Source organism: Candidatus Baltobacteraceae bacterium, from assembly GCA_036489885.1.
Classification (GTDB): domain Bacteria; phylum Vulcanimicrobiota; class Vulcanimicrobiia; order Vulcanimicrobiales; family Vulcanimicrobiaceae; genus JAFAMS01.
The window spans coordinates 1-18,990 of record DASXEW010000001.1 but is presented as its reverse complement, the minus strand read 5'-3'; the positions used below and the strand labels follow the sequence as shown (position 1 = coordinate 18,990).

At 58.3% G+C, this 18,990-nt stretch carries 18 protein-coding genes; 8 read left to right on the top strand and 10 right to left on the bottom strand.

Annotated features, from left to right (window positions below; genetic code table 11):
* Positions 1 to 40: 40 nt before the first annotated feature.
* From VGG22_00090 to VGG22_00080, 3 genes are all read left to right on the top strand, one after another.
* Positions 41 to 964, top strand: coding sequence for a carbamoyltransferase C-terminal domain-containing protein (locus VGG22_00090; protein HEY1726759.1), 924 nt, complete (start codon positions 41 to 43; stop codon positions 962 to 964).
* A 284-nt stretch (positions 965 to 1,248) separates the two neighbouring features.
* A complete protein-coding gene (locus tag VGG22_00085) occupies positions 1,249 to 1,560 on the top strand; it encodes a hypothetical protein (GenBank protein ID HEY1726758.1) in 312 nt (103 codons plus the stop codon).
* Between the two features lie 923 nt (positions 1,561 to 2,483).
* Positions 2,484 to 4,679: a family 16 glycosylhydrolase gene (locus VGG22_00080; protein HEY1726757.1), complete on the top strand. Its 2,196-nt coding sequence runs from the start codon at positions 2,484 to 2,486 to the stop codon at positions 4,677 to 4,679.
* A gap of 185 nt (positions 4,680 to 4,864) precedes the next feature.
* Here the strand turns inward: VGG22_00080 and ssb are convergent, their stop codons facing one another.
* Positions 4,865 to 5,323: a single-stranded DNA-binding protein gene (gene ssb / locus VGG22_00075; protein ID HEY1726756.1), complete on the bottom strand. Its 459-nt coding sequence runs from the start codon at positions 5,321 to 5,323 to the stop codon at positions 4,865 to 4,867.
* A 121-nt stretch (positions 5,324 to 5,444) separates the two neighbouring features.
* Positions 5,445 to 5,780: a 30S ribosomal protein S6 gene (rpsF, locus tag VGG22_00070; GenBank protein HEY1726755.1), complete on the bottom strand. Its 336-nt coding sequence runs from the start codon at positions 5,778 to 5,780 to the stop codon at positions 5,445 to 5,447.
* Between the two features lie 124 nt (positions 5,781 to 5,904).
* On the opposite strand from rpsF, the gene VGG22_00065 reads away from it, so the two are divergent.
* Both VGG22_00065 and VGG22_00060 read left to right on the top strand, forming a co-directional pair.
* Positions 5,905 to 7,611, top strand: a complete 1,707-nt coding sequence (locus VGG22_00065; protein HEY1726754.1) for a diguanylate cyclase — start codon at positions 5,905 to 5,907, stop codon at positions 7,609 to 7,611.
* A 4-nt stretch (positions 7,612 to 7,615) separates the two neighbouring features.
* The gene (locus tag VGG22_00060) at positions 7,616 to 8,461 is read left to right on the top strand and encodes a GNAT family N-acetyltransferase (GenBank protein HEY1726753.1); all 846 of its coding nucleotides are present in this window, start codon (positions 7,616 to 7,618) and stop codon (positions 8,459 to 8,461) included.
* Here the strand turns inward: VGG22_00060 and VGG22_00055 are convergent.
* From VGG22_00055 to VGG22_00025, 7 genes are all read right to left on the bottom strand, one after another.
* Entirely contained in the window at positions 8,458 to 8,880 is a 423-nt protein-coding gene (locus VGG22_00055) for a hypothetical protein (GenBank protein ID HEY1726752.1), read from the bottom strand. The genes VGG22_00060 and VGG22_00055 overlap by 4 nt on opposite strands.
* Before the next feature lie 54 nt (positions 8,881 to 8,934).
* Positions 8,935 to 10,140 carry a CaiB/BaiF CoA-transferase family protein gene (locus tag VGG22_00050; GenBank protein ID HEY1726751.1) on the bottom strand — a complete coding sequence of 402 codons (1,206 nt, stop codon included), beginning with the start codon at positions 10,138 to 10,140 and terminating at the stop codon, positions 8,935 to 8,937.
* Between the two features lie 412 nt (positions 10,141 to 10,552).
* Positions 10,553 to 11,095 (bottom strand): 3-isopropylmalate dehydratase small subunit, encoded by a 543-nt coding sequence (gene leuD / locus VGG22_00045; protein ID HEY1726750.1) that lies wholly within the window; start codon positions 11,093 to 11,095, stop codon positions 10,553 to 10,555.
* Complete coding sequence (locus tag VGG22_00040; GenBank protein HEY1726749.1) at positions 11,092 to 12,444, bottom strand: homoaconitate hydratase family protein; 1,353 nt, start codon at positions 12,442 to 12,444, stop codon at positions 11,092 to 11,094. Before VGG22_00040 ends, leuD begins: the two co-directional genes overlap by 4 nt.
* A complete protein-coding gene (gene ilvC / locus VGG22_00035) occupies positions 12,444 to 13,457 on the bottom strand; it encodes a ketol-acid reductoisomerase (protein HEY1726748.1) in 1,014 nt (337 codons plus the stop codon). The genes VGG22_00040 and ilvC overlap by 1 nt, the downstream gene beginning before the upstream one ends.
* 8 nt (positions 13,458 to 13,465) lie before the next feature.
* Positions 13,466 to 14,722, bottom strand: a complete 1,257-nt coding sequence (locus VGG22_00030) for a 2-isopropylmalate synthase (protein HEY1726747.1) — start codon at positions 14,720 to 14,722, stop codon at positions 13,466 to 13,468.
* A 283-nt stretch (positions 14,723 to 15,005) separates the two neighbouring features.
* On the bottom strand, positions 15,006 to 15,857 hold the full coding sequence (locus VGG22_00025; GenBank protein HEY1726746.1) for a serpin family protein: 852 nt from the start codon (positions 15,855 to 15,857) through the stop codon (positions 15,006 to 15,008).
* Between the two features lie 452 nt (positions 15,858 to 16,309).
* On the opposite strand from VGG22_00025, the gene VGG22_00020 reads away from it, so the two are divergent.
* The 3 genes from VGG22_00020 to VGG22_00010 are packed head-to-tail and all read left to right on the top strand — an operon-like array spanning position 16,310 to position 18,699.
* Complete coding sequence (locus tag VGG22_00020; protein HEY1726745.1) at positions 16,310 to 17,296, top strand: ABC transporter substrate-binding protein; 987 nt, start codon at positions 16,310 to 16,312, stop codon at positions 17,294 to 17,296.
* Entirely contained in the window at positions 17,293 to 18,036 is a 744-nt protein-coding gene (locus tag VGG22_00015) for an ABC transporter permease (protein ID HEY1726744.1), read from the top strand. Before VGG22_00020 ends, VGG22_00015 begins: the two co-directional genes overlap by 4 nt.
* 21 nt (positions 18,037 to 18,057) lie before the next feature.
* Complete coding sequence (locus VGG22_00010; protein ID HEY1726743.1) at positions 18,058 to 18,699, top strand: hypothetical protein; 642 nt, start codon at positions 18,058 to 18,060, stop codon at positions 18,697 to 18,699.
* 2 nt (positions 18,700 to 18,701) lie between these two features.
* On the opposite strand, the gene VGG22_00005 is transcribed toward VGG22_00010, so the two are convergent.
* Positions 18,702 to 18,990: hypothetical protein (locus VGG22_00005; protein ID HEY1726742.1), on the bottom strand; the 289-nt coding region annotated here is incomplete at its 5' end.

Genomic DNA, 18,990 nt, shown 5'->3' with positions numbered 1-18,990 from the left:
AAAACTCCAGTGCCATTCCATTGAGGCGAGGATGGCGTGGGTGCTGGACGATCCGGCATTTCGCAACTTCGCAGGTATTTTTAGCGACAAGATATTTGATGTATTCTACCACTTCGCGAAATCGAAGCTGAAGAAAGGACTTCCTCTGGTTATCGCAGGTGGATGCGGTCTGAATTGTGATTGGAACACCAAGTGGAAAGAGACCGGTCTTTTTCCTGAGGTCTTCGTGCCTCCGGTTGCCAACGATTCCGGTTCAGCTATCGGGACGGCCATCGACGCCCAATTGCATTTTACTGGAAATGCGAAAATTGACTGGAACGTTTACTCTGGCCTGAGTTTCATCACGTCCGGCTCTTTCGATTTAGCGCAATACAATTTCTACGAGACGAGCTATGAATTGATCGCCGACATGTTGGCTAACGATCTCATTATTGGATGGGTGAGCGGGAAATACGAAATTGGCCCGCGTGCGCTCGGCAACCGATCGATTCTTGCTGCACCCTTTCAAGAAAGCACCAGAGTGCGGCTAAATGAAATTAAGCAACGCGAGCAATTTCGCCCGATTGCTCCTGTTTGCTTAGAAGAAGACGCTGCCAAATGGTTTGGCTGCGATCAAGCAAGTCCATTCATGCTTTTTACGCATCGTGTAAGTACAGACGCGCTGGCAGCTGTTACCCACGTGAACGGTACTGCTCGAATTCAGACAGTGTCGTCTGCGACCAATCGAAATCTGTACGACCTGCTTATCGCATTCAAAGCACGAACCGGATACGGCGTCCTATGTAATACTTCTCTGAATTTCAAGGGAAGGGGATTTATAAACCAGGTTGATGACCTTTCGCAATATTCCGTGACGCACGATTTGGATGGGTTTGTGATCGAGGGGCGGACCTATCTCTTGAAAGCGTCGGAGAATTATCAAACATACCTAAGGATGCCGAATTCACTAGGTGTCGAGTCGTGAATGGATTCCGCGTTTTGACGTGAGCCAAATCCGGTGGTTTCAAGAGAACCAGAACTGTCGACACTCCGGCTTGCGTTCGAAATCAAACCGCGGCGACATGCGCGGACCAACTGGAGGCCTTGTATCTGAATCCAACAAAATGACTCCGTATGTTGCGCCCGAAGTTTCGTATCTTCGAGAAACTACCGTTCGAAGACGGACGCCCTTGAGGATGTCACAGCTGAGCTTGTGAGAGTGAAATTATGAACCGACATGATCTCTTGCGTCGCGTGGGACTCGGGGTGATGGCCACGCCTGTTGCTGCGCTTGCGCCCAAGTTTTTGTCCACTACCGAAGTGGCGAATCAGAACGCGGTGAACGGAGCGCCTGGGCCGGCATTGGTATCCGAGACGCTTGAAGAGGCTTTAGAGTCTGGCGAAACGATCGCAACCGATATGCCAAAGTGGACCGAGCAAGTTACATCGCAGTGGCAGCGCGTTCCGACAGAAACGCTTCGCCGCATAAGCGATGGCGCGGTTAAATCATTCACCTGGATTTACCGCTATAGCGACGGATCGATAACTAAATGGACCGAGCTGGTAAAGATCCACAAATGAACGAAAGAAGCGTAGGGCGCACTCGAATCAGATGAATCATGAGTCTTCGGCGATTAGGCGCTCAGAAGACGACGGCTTTCGTTCGAGTGTTGTACGCAATCTCGTACAAGGCGAAGGAGACTCGCGAGCGGACGATCGGTCCAGAAGCATGGTAGTTCCCAGGACAATCATTCAGTTTTGGCACGATCCGCTCGACATCCCGAACGACGTCCAACGCTGTATGGAGTCGTGGCATCCACTTCGTGATGCAGGGTTTAAACTTTTGTATTTTGATGATTCGTCGGCACAGCGTTTCGTCGCAGATAATCTCGAGCCTCGGCATCTTAAAGCATTCGCTGGCTGCTACCATCCCGCAATGCGGTCTGACTACTTTCGCTTGTGTTACATCGGTTTGCGTGGGGGATGTTATGTTGATGCCGACGACGTTTACAATGGTCGATGTTTAGACGTACTCTTCAGGGACGGACGTCTGAAACTTCATCCGCTTTGTTACGACGTCTTGTCTGACACGATGGTACATCGAGACGTATTTACCAGATCTGGGGCAGATTCCACGAAGTGGATCTTCTATTTCAACAATAACCCACTGATCGCTCCGGCACGGGATCCTGTTATTCTTCGTGCCCTTGAGCGATCAACGCAGCTCCTTACAGAGGCGGCGGCGCCCGGAAACCTGCCTGAGATTCAATCTACGACCGGACCAGGTAACCTCACAGCGAGCCTTGTCGCTCAGGCGCTCGTTTGTGACGAGACTAGGACTAGCTTAGCGCTTATGGTTATATCGAATTGGGATGATTTTGCTACGAGCGTTTGGCCACTGAGTTATCGCGCTGACGCAAGAAACTGGCGGCTGTCAAATAGGCGGCGCATAGTGCGATGACACTGAAAACTCGGCTGAACCGCACGACTCATTTTGGCTTCCCGTGAATCCGTTCCGGTTCCCGGGCAGAACCATTGGATTAGCGTACAGTATAGCCTTACAGACGCGCCGCCTTTTAGGTAGCCAACGAAGCAAAACGTTTCGAGATTATTCTATCCATGGTGCGGCGATAGAACACATTTTCGTAATCAACCTCGATCGCCAACTCAGACGCTGGCAGCGAATAGTAGATGAACTCGATCACGTACTTGACGCGTCGGGTTTGCCGCTTTCGCAGCGCTCTACTCGAATTTCAGCCGTGGATGCTCACCAGAACAACGGCCAATGGCCAAAGGACCTCGTCGACTGCAGGTACACTCTCGGCGAGCAACTGTTTGTGGATCCTCATCCACTAGCATCGCCCGCGCGCCTTGATCTGGATGAGCGCATCAACATGAGCCCGCAAGAAATGGCGGTAGCCTGCTCACATATCAATGCCTGGAAGAATATCGCTTCCGGCCAATACGAATACGCGCTGGTCCTGGAAGACGATGTCTGGTTTCATCCGCGATTTGCGCGTGTTGTCGATCAAGCGTGGGCCGAATTACCCGCTGCTGATAGACAAACGCACCTTTTCGATCTTCTCTATGTCTCTTATACCGAGGTTGATTACGGCGCTGAGAAGGTTCGGGTCTCCCCGTCTTTGTTCGTGCCGTTTCGAGGCCTCTGGAATCTGTCGGGATATGTACTCTCGAAGAGCGGAGCACAAAGACTATTGCGCCGGCTCCCAGTCCGTGGTCCCGTCGATCTATGGATGAACCACCAGCTTGCGAATCTGAAAGTCTATGCAACAATGAGGTCTGTGATCGGCCAGCGGCGTGACGAGCGGTCAACGAACTTCTATTCGGCTCTTCCGACTCTCTCTCGGGCCGGGGTCCTGAACAGCGAAACGCCGGGGCTTTTCCGCGGACGGCCGACGCTTGCTCCGATTTTCGCGTTCGGAACTCCCCAATCAGGATTGTCCTCACTTGCGATGGCGCTTTCGATGCTCGGATACCGTTGTTGCAGTGACATTGATCGACTTCCACGTACCGAGATGCAGCGGCTCATGCAACGTGATTCTAGTCGCGTGTTCGACGCGTACGTGAACGTTACTAATCTCATGGACAACGTTGATCAGCTAGCCAGTCTGTACCCCGATGGTCGTCTGATCCTGACGATCGAGGGTTCTGAGATCGTCAAACCTCTCGACGCTCTTTTGTCGACGACAGGCGATCGCCTTGACGAGTGCGCACAAGCGTGGGGTGCGCGCACCCTAATGCTCCCGTCCGACGCACCGAGGATGTGGAAACTCGTTTGTGAGTTTCTTCGTTGCGTGCCGCCACCTAGTTCGTATCCCTACCGCGAGGACGAAGGACAACGGCTTTTGCATGAGACAGCCGACGACGAGGGATCCGACACCAAAGACCTCGTGCATATCCGTAAGCTGCGATGTGACGATGCGCCTTGGGTCGCGACGCCTCGAGCCCGTTGGAGCGGCGTACCTACAGCGGAAAAACCCGAGCCTACGCCGGAAATCAAATCAATCCAGTTCTTCGATGATTTTCGGAGGACGAATTCCTCACTGTGGAAGTTACGAGACGACACATTTACCGGGAACCTCGCCCTGTTTAGGCCATCAAATTTCATTACAAGCAATTCCGCGCCCGCTCAGATCGTTCTGCGTCAGGAAGACCTAGGCGTTCGAAAATATAGTTCTGCCGCTTTGTCTTCGCGCGCGAGCTTTCTGTACGGCCGCTTTGAGGCGGTCTTGAGACCTTCGCGCGCCCTGGGTTTGGTCACAGGAGTGTTTCTCCATCGCGACTCGCCCCGACAAGAAATTGATATTGAGTTTGTAGGTAAGTTTCCGCGACAGATACTTACAAACGTCTATTATAATCCTGGAAATGATGGTGCTCGATTCGATTACGGATACCGTGGAGCGCCGATCCTTGTGGATCTCGGCTTTGATGCGACAAAAGACTTCCACGCCTACGCGATCGAGTGGTCACCGAACGAGTTGCGCTGGTACGCTGATGGCCGTCTCATCCATCGACGTGCAAACTGGGATCCGACCCCGATTCCGCACCTTCCAATGCAGTTTCACTTGAATCTTTGGCCGTCTCGCTCCCGCGAACTCGCGGGGAGAATTCGGCGCCGAAACCTACCAGCTTCATGCGAACTGGTATCGGTAAGGCTGTCTCCAGCGTCGGTGGTTTAAAAGACCCGGCCTTTCGACCGGGCCTCGTGGTTGTCGCTGTCCCTCGACTACGGCGCTACGCGCCTACGCTCGGGATGACACATTGTCGCTGTGGTTCGACTACGCGCCCTGCGGGCGCTACGCTCACCATGACAAAGTTGACGCTCGGCGCTGCGCGCCTACGCTCGGGATGACAAGCTAAAATGTCAAAACGGAATTTCGTCTTCGAGTTCTTCTTCAGAACCTTCGCCGCGGGGCGTGAATTGTTTCACGCTCTCACCGTTGCCATTCGCGTGCCCGTTGCCGTTACCGTTTGAGTACGATCCGTTCTCACCGTACGATTTGTTCGCACGATCGAGCATTTGCATCACGTTGACGACGACCTCGGCGGCTTTGCGCTTCTCGCCTTCCTTCGTTTCGTACGAGCGAATCGAAAGACGTCCGTCGCACAGCACGCTCATGCCCTTTTTCAGATACGTGTTGCAGGTTTCAGCGAGCTTATCCCATGCAACGCAATCGATGAAGTCGGTCTCTTCTTGCTGCTTGCTGCGGCGATTAACCGCCAGCGTGAATTTCGTGACGGCAGCGCCACTGTTGATGTAACGAATCTCCGGATCGCGTACGAGGTTTCCCACGATCGTGATGCGGTTGAATGATCCAGCCATGCTACGTTCCCTTCTCGTTCTAATTGCAACGATTCAGATGCGCCGGCGAGTGTAGCCCATTCGGCGACGCGCAGTACTTTATGTGCACAAACTGCTCCCCGGCAATGCCAGGTGCCTGGCACTATGCCGGGACGGGCGCTGGAGCTTCCTTAAACTCTTCCCGGCGGATCAAGAGCGCCCGGATGACGTTCTCGTTCAGACGCAGCAACCGCTCGAGCTCCTTGGCTTGCGCGGCGTCGCTCTTGAAGCGCATCACCACGTAATAGCCCTCGCGGGAGTCGCCGATCTCGTACGCCAGACGGCGCTTCCCGAGCCGGTCGATCTCGCCGGCGACTTCACCGCCGGTTTGGCGGAGCTGGTCGGCGATGTGCGTGACTTGAGCTTCAGCATCCGCTTCTTCTAAGTGCGGACGCAAGATATACGTGACTTCGTAGTCAGTCGCGGGAGTTTTTGCCACTGTACCTTTCCCTCTACGGACACCACCAGATAGGCGGCGGCCCACAAAATGCGGGCAGCGGGACCGCGCGTTGTTCGTCCAGCGGGTACGATGCCCTCCCTGAGGCGAATCAAGCAAGCAAACGGTGCCCATTAAACGGCTCCTCGTGCTCGTGCTCGTTGCTTGGTCGCTGCAAATCGCCGCGACGGCGGTCGCTACTGCGTCGACACTCGAGCTCAAACCGTCAACGCGCATTCCGTTGCTGGGAACCGCCGACGCGCATGTCGATCTCACGGAAAAAGCCGGGATCGACGAGATTACGCAAACTACGACGAGTTGGTCGCGCGATGCACGGATCCCAAGCGGCAACGACGCGCAACAGACGCCGGTGTGGTATCGATTCCGTCTCGAAGGCCGCTCGCCCGCGGATACGTACGCGATCGTCTGGCCGGGAATCATCGGACGAGTCGACCTGTATTGCGATGCCGGCAACGGTACGCTCTCCCATGAAAGCGGCGGTTACGATTCTCCTGAAAAATCACTAACCGACCACATTCTGGTTTTGCCGGACGGCGCGTACGATCGCACGTGCTATCTGCGCGCGCTCACCGGCTACCATCTCAGTTCGCCCTCGATCTTGTTGCTGGCAAAAGCGCTGAAACTCCAATGGTCGATGGCGCCGAGTTACGGCGGCTTCTTCCTTGCAATCGCGCTCTTCAATCTCTTGATGTTCGTCGTGTTGCGTCAACCGCCGCTGCTGATCTACACATTGACCGTGGCGACGGCGCTACTCGTCCTCGTCACCGACGACGTCGCATGGCGCTACATCCCGAGCACGCCATTCTCGCGCGAGCTCATTCACGAATTCTTCGGGTGGTTCTACTTCGCGATGACCGCGTACTTTGCACGCGTCTTCCTCGAGCTGCCCGAATTCGATCCCAAGGTCGCCCGGGCGATGATCGTTCTTGTGGGGCTCAGCGCGCTCGATCTGGTTGCGGGCTTGTTTCCGGCACGCCCGCCGTGGATCGACGACGTTACGCTTGCGTTTCTCATCTTGCTGTTGCTTACGATTGTCGCCGCCGGCTACCGCGCGGCCCGGCGCGGCTATCGCGGCGCACGTTTCTTCATCGTGGGGAGCATTGGCGTGCTCGTCGGCGTGACGACCAACATCGTCGTCGAGTCGCTGGCATTGCCCGTTCCAAAAATCGTCGTCGATCTCTACGCGATCGGTGTTGCCTGGGAAGCACTCTGGCTCACCGTCGCACTCGCAGACCGCATGAACGAGATCGCGCGCGAAAACGAAAACCTGAAACTCAGCCGAGCGGAGTTGCAAGTGCTCGCGGAGCTCGACCCGCTTACCGGAATTCCCAACCGCCGTGCCTTCGACAATCAATTGCAAATCGGATGGGCACGCACACTTCGCGCCGGAACGTCGCTTGGCGTCATCATGATCGACGTCGATCACTTCAAGGAATACAACGATGCGGAAGGTCACGTCGAGGGCGATTTATGTCTCACGAAGATTGCGCAAGCCTGCGCCGCTTCGATGATGCGCAACGGTGATTTTCTCGCGCGCTATGGAGGTGAGGAATTCGGCGGAATCCTCGTCACCAAGACGGACGATGATATCGCGGTCGTCGCGGAACGCATGCGCGTCGCCGTCGCCGAGCTTGCGATTCCACATCCGACCAACCCGAATGGGATCGTGACGATTAGCCTCGGCGTTGCGCGCATCCGCCCGAGCACGCGCGATAATCCACTCGAATTGGTTGATGCGGCCGACGAAGCGCTGTACGCGGCAAAATCGCGCGGGCGAAACCAGGTGGGGACAACGCTGCTCGCGACAACCTGAAAACATGTCCCTGAGGATCCGAACGCTTGAACGAGACGAGATCGGCGTTTGTTTGAAGCTCGCCGCTGCCGAGGGCTGGACTCCCGGACTATACGATGCGGTACCTTTTTATGCAGCCGACAACGACGGTTTTTTTGGCGCGGATCTGGATGGCGAGATCGTCGGTTGCATCTCGGCCGTCCGCTACGAGACCTTCGGGTTCATCGGATTGTTCATCGTCCGCGAGGATCAACGCCGGCGCGGATACGGCGCCGCCTTATGGGACCACGCGATGCATCATCTGCAGGATCTTCCCATTGGGCTTGACGCCGTGCCCGCACAAGAAGCGCGCTACGAAAAAGAGGGCTTTGCGCGCAGCTTTCTCAGTCGACGATTTCGCTACGATGCGCGTGAGCCACGCGCTCATTTCGAAAGCAAGATTACGCTCGAGCGTTTGCGCGTCCTCGATGATGAGATCGAAGACTACGACGTGCAACGCTTCGGCTCGAAACGCTCAGCGTTCTTACAAAGCTGGGTCGCACAGCCGGATGTCGTCGCGCTCTTTGCGCGCTCCCTCGATAGCGGGAAAATCGTCGGCTACGGCGTTGGACGCGAGTACGGCGACGGCACCAAGATCGGACCGCTCTTTGCATCGCGGATCGACGTCGCTGCAATCTTGTTCGACACGATCGCGCAACGGACGCGCTCGTCCTGGCTGCTCGACATCCCCGAGCCAAACTTGACCGCGCTCGGCCTTGCGGACGAACGCGGCATGAAACCCGAGATTGCGTGCGCGCGCATGTGGCGCGGCACACCCCCCACGGTCGCTCTCGCGAGCGTCTACGGGATTACGACTTGGGAGTTAGGTTAGGCGCCTGAAGTATCGACCGTGATCGTCGCCGACTTGCCCGGTATGCTCGAGCTAATCGAGAACGTGCACGTGCCCGCCGGCGCGATTGCAACTGGCGTCACGACGAACGAGCCGCTCGGACCGGCCGACGTGCTGGCCGTGGCTGAGCCGGCGATCGAGGCAACGCTACCGCAGCCGCCCCCGGTCCCAGCGGTAAAAACGGTGTTGCCCGTTGCCGGTCCCTGGTTAACTGTGACGGTCTGGGCTCCGCCGGCACCGATAGCGGTAAACGTCAGGGTGAGGTTCTGAGACCCTGGGGGGTCGTTCAGAAGCGCTGAGCCGGACGTGTTCAAGAACACGGCATAGTTAGGAGCGTAGTTCTGGGGGCCACAACCCGCGATGAGGGCCGCGACCGCGACGGCAAAAATTTCCTTCCTCATGCGGGCTGGGATTCTGTATACCAAGCAATCCCCTCCTCTTGACAATGCCCTGACCTAGATGACGCCGGCTTTCCTTAGCTCGGACAGCCGCGCTTCGGCGAGCCCCAACTCGCCACGTAAGATGTCTTCCGTGTGCTCGCCGAGCAGCGGTGGTGCAATGCGATAATCGGGCGGCGTTGCGGAAAGACGAACGGGATTCGCGACGACGGGTACATCTTTGCCGGTCGCGTGACGCATGCTGCGTAGGACGTCGCGCGCTTTGATTTGCGGATCTTCGAAGACGTCACGCAGCTTGTTGATCGGGCCGCCGCCGATCGATTGTTCTTCGAGCTTCTCAACCCACCACGCGGTCGTATGCGCGCGCAACACCGGCTCGAGCGTTTCCGTTACGAACTTGCGATTCTTGACGCGCGCAGCGTTGGTGGCAAAACGCTCGTCCTGCAAGAGATGCGCGATACCGAATGCTTTGCAAAAGCGTTCGAAGGTTGGATCGTTTCCGACCGAGAGCATTACGTAGCCGTCGGCCGTGGCGAAGACTTGATACGGAACGATGTTCGGATGGTCGTTACCGAGGCGCGGTGGGTTCTCGCCCGTCGCAAGATAGTTCATGGCTTGATTCGCGAGCCACGCAACGTGCGCGTCGAGCATTCCGATGTCGATCTGTTGTCCTTCACCTGTTGCGTCACGATGCCGCAATGCCGCGAGAATGCCGATACATCCATATAGCCCGGCGAACAAATCCGCAACCGGAACGCCGACCTTTTGCGGCTCGCCGTTCGGATCGCCCGTTACGCTCATTACGCCGCCCATCGCTTGTATGAGACTGTCGTAACCCGGGCGCGGCGCGTACGGACCCGTTTGCCCGAATCCCGTGATCGAGCAATAAATGAGCCGCTGAAAGCGGCTCCTCAGTTGCGAGTATCCTAGACCGTAGCGGTCGAGTCCGCCGACTTTGAAATTCTCGACCAAGATGTCGCACGTCGCCAAGAGCTGCAACGCAATCTCTTGCCCTTCGGGCTTTGCGATGTCGAGCGTCAGCGACCGTTTGTTGCGATTGACGCCGACGAAATACGCGCTCTCCTGCGTACCCTCAATGTATGGCGGCGCGAATCCGCGCGTGTCGTCGCCGGATCCGGGCTTTTCGATTTTGATGACGTCGGCGCCAAGGTCGCCGAGCATCTGTGCGCAGGTCGGACCTGCGAGCACTCGCGTTAAGTCAAAGACACGCAGCCCTTTAAGTGGTCCGGTTGGTTCACTCATCCGTCGCGAAAGTTACGTGGCGCGCGTTCGATTTCCGCTTACCAACGATGCCGCGCAAAGGGCCGCTTCAGGGCACGATTACGTCCTTGTCATCCCGGGCGGAGGGCCACGCAGTGGCCCGAAGTCGAGGGACCGCGAGAATCGTTCGGGTTGCGCAACGAAATCTAAAGGCTGCGGTCACGATCGTGGCAGTGAACTTGTACCAACGCTTCGCGGCCTGCGTGATCGGAACGGTCCCTCGACTTCGCACTCCTGCGGAGCGCTACGCTCGGGATGACAGCGGTGCGGAGCGCTACGCTCGGGATGACACTGGTGCGCGGCGCTACGCTCGGGATGACAGCTCGTGAGATTGCAGCTTCGCGAATCAATCGTGAGCAAGCCATCAATGCATCTGCTGTGGGGCCCGGCCCACCTATCTTGACGCTGCGATCTCGCGCGTTCTCCAGGCGCGAACCTGGTCAACTTTGGTGGCTAGATATTCCAGAAATCCACCATGAAGGATGAAATCCTTCCGAAGCGGGTCGAGCTCGAAGCGCGCAATCTCACGGCCAGCCTTGAGGACGACTTCATTGTCGACGTCGATCTCGAGCGCTTTCGCCGAAAGGCACTGCTCGAAAGCGGCTTTATCCGTCAGTATGACCGGAACGACACCGTTGGAATAGCAATTCTCGTGGAAGATGCGCGCGAACGACGGCGCGATTACGGCGCGAATTCCCCAATCTGAAAGCGCCCAGACAGCATGCTCGCGCGAGCTGCCGCAGCCGACGTTGTCGCCGGTCACGAAGATCGACGCGTCGCGGTTTTTCTCGAACAGGTCTCGACCAGCCGGAAATGCCTCGAAAAGCAGACGTCCCAGCCCTTTGCGCGTGATCAGCGACAAATATTTGCCGGGATACATCTGATCGGTGTCCAGATTTTCTTGCGGCAATGCCACGACGGAGCCGGCGACGATCATGCCGGTACTTCCACGGGCAGTTCGTCGGGTGTTCCGATGCGGCCGAGAATCGCGCTCGCCGCAACGACGACCGGCGTCGCCAGATGCACGCGGCCGCCCGTCCCCATGCGATTGCGGAAATTGCGGTTCGTGCTCGAGATGATGCGCATCCCAGGTGCGACCACGCCCATCGACATGCCCAGACACGGACCGCACGACGAGTGCGTCCACAGCGCCCCCGCATCCTGGAAGACGTCGTGCAATCCTTCGCGTTCGGCCTGACGCTTTACGGCTTGCGAGCCCGGCGTAACAATCGTCGGTACCGCAACTTTGCGGCCCTTGAAAATCTCTGCAGCGGCACGCAAATCGGAGATGCGCGCGTTCGTGCACGAGCCGATGAAGGCTTGATCGATCTCGATGCCGCGCATCGGCGTCCCCGGCTTGAGATCCATGTATTCGAGACTTGACGCGTCACCGTTCGGCACCACGGAATCGATCGAAACGGATTCACCGGGATTCGTGCCCCACGAAACGACAGTTCGAATCTTCGAAGCGTCGATATCCAGCGTGCGCACGTAGACCGCGTCTGGATCGGCGCGCAGCGTGCGCCAGAATGCCGCTTTCTTCTCGAAGGCTTCACCCTTCGGTTGCGCTTCACGTCCGCGCAGATATTCAATCGTCGTTTCATCCGGCTCGATCATTCCGGTCGTTGCGCCGGCTTCGATCGCCATATTGCAGAGCGTCATGCGCTCTTCCATCGAGAGCGCGCGAATCGCGCTGCCGTGATACTCGAGAACCGCACCGGTCCCGCCCTGAAATCCGAGGGTCGAGATTACCGTAAGCGCGAGATCTTTTGCGGTCGCGCCCGGGTGAAGCTTGCCCTCGACGTTGATCCGGATGACTTTCGGCCGCTTTTGAATGATCGCGCCGGCCAGCATCGCGCCGCACTGTACGCTCGAACCGATGCCGAGCGCAAAAGCACCGAACGCACCGTGCGTGCACGTGTGCGAATCGCCGCAAATGAGCGTAATCCCCGGCTCGACCCAACCCCGTTCGGGAATGACGACGTGACAGATGCCGTTGTTGCCGACGTCGTAAAACACGACGTCATGCGCCTTGGCCCACTTGCGCAGCGCCTGCGCTTGAATGGCCGTCTCGGTGTCTTTCGCAGGCGAGATGTGATCGATGATCGCGACGATCGACGACGCATCGAACAGACGATCGCCGAAACGTTCGGCGATCTCTGCCGCCGGTTGCGGCGTCGTGATTTCGATTGCAATGATGCGATCGATGGCAAGCAGCGCGTTATCGCCCGGAAGCTCCTCGACGACGTGCGCATCCCAGACTTTTTGTAAAAGCGTACGACCCATTAGGAAACCGAGGCGGGCTCCTTTTCTTTCGGCATCCACGGCATCATCGCACGCAGACGGCGTCCGATCGATTCGATCGGATGGGCGTGCCCCTTCTTGCGAAATTCATCGAAGCGAGGTTTGCCGGCCGCATGCTCGGCGACCCACTCCTGCGCGAACGCGCCGCTGCGAATCTCTTCAAGCATCTTGCGCATTGCTTTGCGCGACTCTTCGGTGATGATGCGCGTCCCGCGCGTATAATCACCGTACTTTGCCGTGTTGCTCACGCCGTTGCGCATGCCTTCGATGCCGCGTTCGTAGATGAGGTCGACGATCAGCTTCATCTCGTGGCAGCACTCGAAGTACGCCATCTCCGGCGCGTAGCCGGCTTCGACGAGCGTTTCGAATCCCGCGTGGATCAGCTCCGAGACTCCGCCGCACAGCACGGCTTGCTCGCCGAACAGATCGGTTTCGGTCTCTTCCGAGAATGTCGTCTCGATGATGCCGGCTTTGCCGGCACCAATCGCGACGGCGTACGCGAGTGCGATCGCGCGCGTGTTTTTCGCGGGGTCTTGATGGACCGCGATCAGCGAAGGCGTGCCGCGACCTGCTTCGTACTCCGAGCGCACGAGCCGTCCCGGTGCTTTGGGGGCCACCATGAACACGTTCACGTTTGTCTTGGGGACAATCGTTCCGAAACGAATCGCGAAGCCGTGCGAGAATCCGAGATACACGCCGTCTTTGAGATTCGGCGCGATATCGCGCGCGTAGATCACCGCTTGCTCCTCATCGGGGATGAGGATCATCACAACATCCGCGCCGCGGACCGCGTCGGGAATGCTCTTCGCGGCCAAGCCGTGGCCTTTCACCGTATCAGACGATGACGAACCCTCGCGAAGTCCGACGACGACGTCGAGCCCTGAGTCTGCAAGACAGCGCGCCTGCGCGTTCCCTTGGCTGCCGTAACCGATAACGGCAATGCGCTTTTTTTCAAGAACGCTCGAATCGGCGTCTTTATCGTAATAGGCTTGCATGATTCCCCTTAGGTAAAGCTCGTCATGATCGCGTTGCTCGCGAATTCACGACCCGCATGGTGATCGCCGGACGCCGGGATTTCCTCTAAGCGACCAGGCGGCCGAATGAGCGATGCCCCGGTGGCTTCCTGTGCGAGCCGCACCAATTCGCCGTCGGAGACGACTCTCCGGGTCTGCGCGAGCTTGCCGAAGGCGTCCAAGAATTTCGTCTCGGCAGCGCGGTCGAAGACGAACCCGATGTCGCGCACGCGTGCCAGCACGGCGTGCTTCCCGGAGTTGCGCGAGATCGAGAATTTCGTTTGCTCGACGCCGACCGAGCTCGGCTCGATGATCTCATACGTGCCTTTGTGCTTGAGAATACCGTCTTGGTGAATCCCCGATTCGTGCATGAAGGCGTGCGCACCGACGATGGCCTTGTTCTTTTGCACCGGCATGCGCGTGGCGCGAGCGACCTGCTGCGAGATCTTTTGCAGCGCACTCGTGTCGAAGCGTGTGTCGACGTTGTAGATGTCCTTACGGACTCGCATGCCGACGACGACTTCTTCGAGCGAGCAATTTCCGGCGCGCTCACCGATTCCGTTGATCGTGCACTCGATTTGACGCGCTCCGGCTTGCACTGCCGAGAGAGCGTTTGCAACGGCGAAGCCGAGATCGTCGTGCGTGTGAACGCTGATCACCGCGTTCTCGATTCCCTCCACGCGTTCGAGCAGATAGCTCGTCAACGCGGCATACTCTTGCGGCATCGTATAACCGACCGTATCGGGGAAGCTGATCGTCGTTGCGCCGGCTTTGATCGCGGCCGAAAAGATGCGAACGAGGAAATCCCAGTTCGAGCGTGTGGCGTCTTCCGCCGAAAACTCGACGTCCGAGCAATATTTCTTAGCGCGCCGTACGGCTTCGGCCGTCGCCTCGACGGCCTGATCGTGCGAGATGCGCAGCTTGTGTTCGAGATGCAGGTTCGAGGTCGCGAGGAACGTGTGGATGCGCGGAGCTTCTGCATCTTTGAGCGCTTCCCACGCGGCGTCGACGTCGCCGGGCGTCGTCCGTGCAAGTGCCGCAACCGAGGCGCCCCGGACATGCCGGGCGATCTCTGCAACACTCTGCACGACGATCGGCGAGGCTGCGGGGAAGCCCGCTTCGATCACGTCGACTTTCGCATCCGCGAGCATCTGCGCAATCCGAAGTCGTGCGGATGGGGTCATCGCCGCACCCGGCGATTGTTCGCCGTCGCGCAGGGTCGTGTCGAATATGATCACGCGGTCCATGGTCGTTCGCAGCTCCCTATAAAACAAAAACCCCTCGCCGCTGGGCGAAGGGCCTGTGAAGGCAAACGTCGCTTAGCGGCTACGTCGTAGACGAACCCGTAAGGACGAGGATGAGGCCGATAGCGCGGTTTCTCATGTACAGCCGACCTTACCCCACGGCCCGGGTGGCTGTCAACCTATCGCCTGTAAAATGATGGAAGGGGAACCCTCCCCTGTGTCACCCTGAGCGTAGTGAGCGGCAGCGAACGTAGTCGAAGGGCCGCCTCAATCGTCCAAGGCCGAGCTACGACTGCACGTCCAGTACCTGACCCTCGAAGAGTGTCACTGGATGATCGCCGGTTCGGACGATTTCGAATGCAAACGGACGATCGAAGCGAATCGGGCGCATGGGGAGCAGTCCCTTAACCCTGGGAAATTCCGTTAATGCTTTGGCGACGGTACCATGCTCGTCGAACGTCAAATCGACGTCCTGGAACATGAATCCATAACCGTGTTCGGCCGCTCCGAGCATTGGTGCAAAATCAGCGTCACTTCCAAACGCCGACTTCATTCCCAAATCCTCGAGCGATCGGGTCAATAGCTCCGGTGTGTTCAAATGCAGTCGAGGCAACACGATCGACGTTTTCCAGGGTTGGAACGTTCCACCGAATTCCTGCTTCAAGAAAGTCTGCAGCGGTGGATCCGTTGAGTTTTTCGGAAGAAACAAGAGCAGCCTGTACGGTCCGTTGTAATCGAGCGCCGCGACCTCTCCAAACTTGCCGGCGCGATACGACGACACGCCGTGCCCCCACATCATCTGTGCAGTTTCGTCACCATTCCGGCCGTGAAACGTGTCGGGCCTCGTGTCTTTCGAATCGAACGGTGAGGCCCAGTTTCCATCGAACACTTGAATGTTTGCGATCACGAAGAGCGTCCGAGGATCGATTGGGAATCCGCGCAGATCGCCGCTAGATAAGCGTGAGATCCACATCCCTATGGCCTGCTGCCCTTCGCCGTTCGCAAAGCTCACCCGAGAGACAGTTCCCCCGTATTTGCGCGCAAAGCGCGCGTTGAATTTCCGAGACCCTGGAAACTGTCTTGAAATCCATACGCCGGAACCGTTGAGGAAACTGACGCCACTTATCTTGCGTCGCATTTCTTGCTTGCATTGCATCGTCGAAAAGCAGCGGCTCAATCTCCGCAGCGGTGCGCCCGCGAGAAGCATCCTTTGCAATGTGCAACACGACGTTCAGGCTGGTCGGAGACACAACGAAGGTCTTGTCGGCATAAAGCCGCGCGACGACATCGGCGAAGCTCTTCCGCGGAGCCTCAGCCGAAGCAGTCGCGCCAGTCACGAGCGCGAAGCACAACAAGAGCCCGAAGACAGGTGCTCGGCCTTTAGGCATCGCGGCGCGCCCTTCGACTGCGTTCGCTTTCGCTCACTACGCTCAGGGTGACACAAGTGGCCCGAGGCGCCCTCCAGACCAACTGTCAGCTACGCCCGGCGTCTTGACGTCGCTTCGTTTGTCGGCATGTGAATGACGCGTAAGGCGATCTAATCCACGACAAGTTGGCAAGAATTTGCCGGCTTCCTCGAAGTATGATCGCGTGCTCCCACGCTCTCGATTCCTCGCCGGCGCCTGCGGTATTGCGCTGATGCTGCCCGCGCGTGCGACCGCTGCGGCGAAGGTTGTCATACAATACGACTGGCTGATGAGTAACGGACAAATCGGCGACGTTGTCGCGCTGAAACGCGGGTTCTTCCGCGACGCCGGGCTCGACGTCGAGCTCTCGCCCGGTGGACCGAACGCGACGGCGGCCGCACCGGTCATCAGCGGGCACGCGCAGCTCGGGCAACTTTCCGATTCCGGACAAGTCATGTTTGCGCGCAACTCGGGGATTCCGATCAAGATCATCGCCGCCGGCTTGCGCGTCGCGCCGTTCGCGTTCTATTCGCTGCCGAAGAATCCGATTCGCAGCCCGCACGACATGATCGGCAAACGCATCGGCATCCAACCGACGGCGCGCTACGTTCTCGAGGCGATCCTCGCGAAAAATGCCATCGATCCCGCGAAGGTCGCCGTAACCGACGTCGGCGCCGACATGACGCCGCTTGCAGCCGGGCGCGTCGACGCGATTACGGGATGGATCACGAACGCGAAAGAGATGTCGATCTTCTCAGGTCCGCTCGTTTCGCTCTCGATGGAGTCGGCCGGATTGCCGTCCTACGGCGATACGTACTTCGCAACAGACGATGCGATCGCGAAAAGCTCCGACCAGCTCGCTCGTTTCATTCGAGCGCTCGCACAAGGCTGGGATTGGACGTACCAGTACCCGAGCGACGCCGTCGATATTGCCGCGGCGGAATATCCCGAGCTAGACTCGAGCGTCGAGAAGCGCATCATGCCCACGGTCTTGCGTCTCACCTTTGATAAAGACACCGCGCGCGACGGCTGGGGAACGTTTCGTCCCGAGCGGCTCGCCGCGCAAATGCGCGCCTATGCAGCGGTCGGGCTTCTGAAAAACTCACTCCGTGTCGAAGACGTCTACTCGATGAAGATCCTTCGCGACACGGTCCGCGCAAAACGCGGTTGAAACAGTGGCTCTTCCCCGCGATCGGCGCGATCACGCTGCTGCTCCTATGGCAGCTCGTGGTCACGGTCTTCGGTGTGCCACACTACATCGTGCCGGCGCCGGTCGCGGTCTTCGACGATCTCGTTCGCGAGCGAAAACTCATTGCAAGCAACACCATTCCAACGGCGCTGGAAAGCTTCTTCGGATTTCTGCTCGGCAACGGTGCTGCAATAGTCGTTGCCATCCTGTTCGTCGCGAACCGCTACCTACGCTTGGCGTACTTCCCGATCGTGCTCTTCTTCAACACGATACCGATTCTCGCGCTGGCGCCGATCGTCGTGTTGATCTTCGGCCTGGGCATGTTTCCGAAGGTCGTTGTCGCGGCAATCGTGTGCTTCTTCCCGACGCTCGTCAATATGATTCGCGGGCTCGAATCGCCAACGGCAAGCGAACTCGACCTCGTGCGCTCGCTGAACGCGACGCGCGTACAGATTTTTTGGCATCTGCGCCTGCCTCGCTCGGTGCCCTATCTGTTCGCGGCCTTACGGATTGCGGCGCAAGCCAGCGTCATCGGCGCGCTCGTCGGTGAATGGATCGGCACGAACAAAGGCCTGGGCGCGCTGATCATTGAGTCGACCTTCAACTATCACGCCGAGCGGCTTTACGCAGCGGTCTTCGTTTCGTCGCTGCTGGCTATCGTTTTCTTTACAATCGTGAGCCTGGCAGAACGCCGTTTCGCGCGGTTTAGCGGGCTCAACTAGGGCTGCCGCGAAGCCGCCGCCATGAAAAATTCGAGCCTGAAGTCAACGCGTGAAGCATTCTTGGCCGGGACCGCGCTCCTTGCGGCGACCGGACCGGCCATCGCGCAAGGCGTAAGCAAAATCCCAGCCATCGAAAGCGTGCTGCACAAGCCCTCGCGACACAAACAGGTGATTGCCGCGGTTAAGATCGACCGCGGCGCCCCCTTACGGCACGCGATGAACGGAATTAACGCGTTCGAGACGGCCTTCGGTCAAGGCCCGGGAGCGCTCCACGTCGCGGTCGTCTTCTACGGCTCATCACTCCTGGCCGCAACAAACGATGCGATGTGGGATAAGTACAAACTCTTCGATATTCTTGATGCGTCGACAGACGGGCTTCCCGACATGCTGCATACGCCGCAGAACCCGTTCTTTCGCCCGAATCCAAGATCGGAGGACGATGCGTCGATTCAAACGCTGACACGACGCGGCGTTTCGTGGATCGTCTGCAACAATGCGCTGCACGCGATGTCACGTTTCGTCGCGGCCAAGCAGAGCCTCAACGATAAGCAAGTCTACACGGATCTTAGCCGCAACCTCATACCGGGCGCACTGCTCGTCCCGGCCGGCGTTGCAGCGATCGTACTCGCGCAAGAGGCCGGCTTCACGTTCTTGTACGGCTGAGTCTAGTTTCGCTGTTTCCCGGTCACCGTTAGGCTGCTGGACGAAACGTCGATCGTTTCCGTCGAGCTATTGCCGTTCGTATCGCTTACCGCGACCGAACATGTTCCCGTCTCCGCTCCAGAGTCGACGCTGAACGCTACCGAGCCGCCTGCGCTCGAAGGCGTCTGCGATGAGGTCGTTCCACCGCCCGTGAACTGCGCAACGAACGCATTTGCGCCCGGTGACTGACCAGCCGGATTCTCCGTGCAAGTCATCGTTGCGCTGAATGCGCCCGCATAGTCGATCTCTGAG

Bases quoted from the DNA above. Each gene is read 5' to 3' on its own strand.
- VGG22_00085 (HEY1726758.1), top strand. From the start codon at position 1,249: ATGGCCACGCCTGTTGCTGCGCTTGCGCCCAAGTTTTTGTCCACTACC.
- ssb (HEY1726756.1), bottom strand. From the start codon at position 5,323: ATGGCTGGATCATTCAACCGCATCACGATCGTGGGAAACCTCGTACGC.
- VGG22_00060 (HEY1726753.1), top strand. From the start codon at position 7,616: ATGTCCCTGAGGATCCGAACGCTTGAACGAGACGAGATCGGCGTTTGT.
- VGG22_00055 (HEY1726752.1), bottom strand. From the start codon at position 8,880: ATGAGGAAGGAAATTTTTGCCGTCGCGGTCGCGGCCCTCATCGCGGGT.
- VGG22_00050 (HEY1726751.1), bottom strand. From the start codon at position 10,140: ATGAGTGAACCAACCGGACCACTTAAAGGGCTGCGTGTCTTTGACTTA.
- leuD (HEY1726750.1), bottom strand. From the start codon at position 11,095: ATGATCGTCGCCGGCTCCGTCGTGGCATTGCCGCAAGAAAATCTGGAC.
- VGG22_00040 (HEY1726749.1), bottom strand. From the start codon at position 12,444: ATGGGTCGTACGCTTTTACAAAAAGTCTGGGATGCGCACGTCGTCGAG.
- ilvC (HEY1726748.1), bottom strand. From the start codon at position 13,457: ATGCAAGCCTATTACGATAAAGACGCCGATTCGAGCGTTCTTGAAAAA.
- VGG22_00030 (HEY1726747.1), bottom strand. From the start codon at position 14,722: ATGGACCGCGTGATCATATTCGACACGACCCTGCGCGACGGCGAACAA.
- VGG22_00025 (HEY1726746.1), bottom strand. From the start codon at position 15,857: ATGCGACGCAAGATAAGTGGCGTCAGTTTCCTCAACGGTTCCGGCGTA.
- VGG22_00010 (HEY1726743.1), top strand. From the start codon at position 18,058: ATGAAAAATTCGAGCCTGAAGTCAACGCGTGAAGCATTCTTGGCCGGG.